Source organism: Nonomuraea lactucae (assembly GCF_003313395.1).
Taxonomy (GTDB): Bacteria; Actinomycetota; Actinomycetes; order Streptosporangiales; family Streptosporangiaceae; genus Nonomuraea; species Nonomuraea lactucae.
The window spans coordinates 1-1,834 of sequence record NZ_QNFZ01000124.1 but is presented as its reverse complement, the minus strand read 5'-3'; the positions used below and the strand labels follow the sequence as shown (position 1 = coordinate 1,834).

The window sequence follows — 1,834 nt, the reverse complement described above, 5'->3', positions numbered from 1 at the left end:
GAGGCGGCGCCGGAGCGGCGCGGGCGCGCGCGCAGGCGCTGGCCGTCCTGGACCGCCGCTGCGCTGGTGGCCCTCTGGGCGGTCGTCCGGCTGGGCGGGCTGGAGACCGGCTGGTTCCTCACGCAGCTGATGACGTTCACGCCGCCGGCGGTGGCGCTGTCGGGGCTGCTGGTCGTGCTGCTGGCCTTCCGCAACCGGCCCGCCGCGGTCGTGGCCCTGGTCTCCTGCGTGGCGCTGGCGTCCGCCGTCGTGCCGCGGGCGTTCCGGCCCGCCTCGGCCGCGAGCGGGAGCCCGCTGCGGGTGCTGACGATCAACCTGTTCGGGCGGGCGGACGCCGGGGCGGTGGTGGACCTGGTGCGGACCTACCGGCCGGACGTGTTCAGCGCGCTTGAGCTGACCCCCGGCATGGTCACGGCGCTCGACGCCGCGGGCCTCGGCGCGCTGATGCCGCACCGGGTGCTCCAGGCCGACTCCGGTCCGAAGGGGAGCGGCCTGTACGCCAGGCACCCGGTGAGCCCGCTGGAGGGGCTGTTCACGCCCATCGGGCACAACATGCCCGCCGCCACGGTCAGCCTGCCGGGCGGGGCGCGCGCCCAGGTCGTCGCCGTGCATCCGAACCCGCCCCTGACCAGCAGGGCCGCGGAGTGGAACGATGCACTCCACGCACTCCCGCCGCCGTCGGCGGAGGTCGTACGGGTGCTGGCCGGCGACTTCAACGCCAGCCTCGACCATCGCGCGCTGCGCGACCTGCTGGACCGGGGTTACGTGGACGCCGCCGCCCAGGCGGGCAAGGGGCTGGTGCCGACCTGGCCGAACAACCGCCGCATCCCACCGTTGATCACGATCGACCACGTGCTGGCCGACCGCCGGGCCGGGGTGGGCAGGGTGGAGATCCTCGACGTGCCCGGCACCGACCACCGTGGCGTGTTCGCGGAACTCCGCCTCCCCACCCGCCCCTGACGCGCCGCCGCGATGCCGACGCCGCGCAGCACCCGCAGGCCGTCGGCCTGGGAGGCGGCGTGGTCGAGCAGCGCCGTCTCGCCGATCCCGGCCTCGCCTCTGATCAGCAGCGTCTTCACGCGGGTGGATCGGGCCGAGTCCCTCCCTCTCGCCGCGGGCTGAACTACGCTGGAGGACACGCTGTCCCCCTCCGGCAGAGGCAGGGCGAGGTGCTGAAGGTTCCGCTCGCGGAGTCGTTCCGCTACGTCCACGAGCCGCTCAACGTCGACGAGCAGGCGCTGCCGCTGCTGGGCAACGGCGCCCTGGTCGAGGAGCTGAAACACCGCCTGCGGCGGTCGCGGGGCGGGACGTTCCTGATCACGGGCTTCCGCGGGGTGGGCAAGAGCACGGTCGTGTCGCGGGCGCTGGACGAGATCTCCCGGGAGGCCGACCCGGCGCTGGTGCTGCCGATCGTGCTGAACGTGGCCCGGCCCACCACGCCCGAGCGGCTGCTGTTCGCGGTCGTGCGGCGCGTCTACGAGGCGCTGCAGGACCGGGGGGCGCTGCCGCGGCTCAGCGAGGCCGCGCAGCGGGCCCTGGTGCTCGCCCACATCCGCACCTCGTTGGGGGTCAAGCAGACCCAGGGCGACGCGACCGAGCGCAACGCCTCACTCACGCTGGGCGTGGGTGAGGCGGTGAAGAGGCTCGCCGGCCCGGCGGGGTTCATGGCGCCGTCGGTGGGGCTGTCGAGCAGGCGCACCAGGTCGCTGGCGACCGAGGCGTCGTTCCTGACCTACTCCGATGCCGACGTGGAGTACGACCTCGCGCGGATCGTCGACCTGCTCGACGGCCGGGGACCGGCCGCGCCGCCCGCGCGGCGGCGCCTGTTCCGGCG

At 75.0% G+C, this 1,834-nt stretch carries 2 protein-coding genes; both read left to right on the top strand.

The annotated features are described in order from the left end of the window. Positions 1-960: endonuclease/exonuclease/phosphatase family protein (locus DQW85_RS08510; protein WP_162794839.1), on the top strand; the 960-nt coding region annotated here is incomplete at its 5' end. 209 nt (positions 961-1,169) lie between these two features. Beyond that, positions 1,170-1,834: AAA family ATPase (locus DQW85_RS08505; RefSeq protein WP_162794838.1), on the top strand; the 665-nt coding region annotated here is incomplete at its 3' end.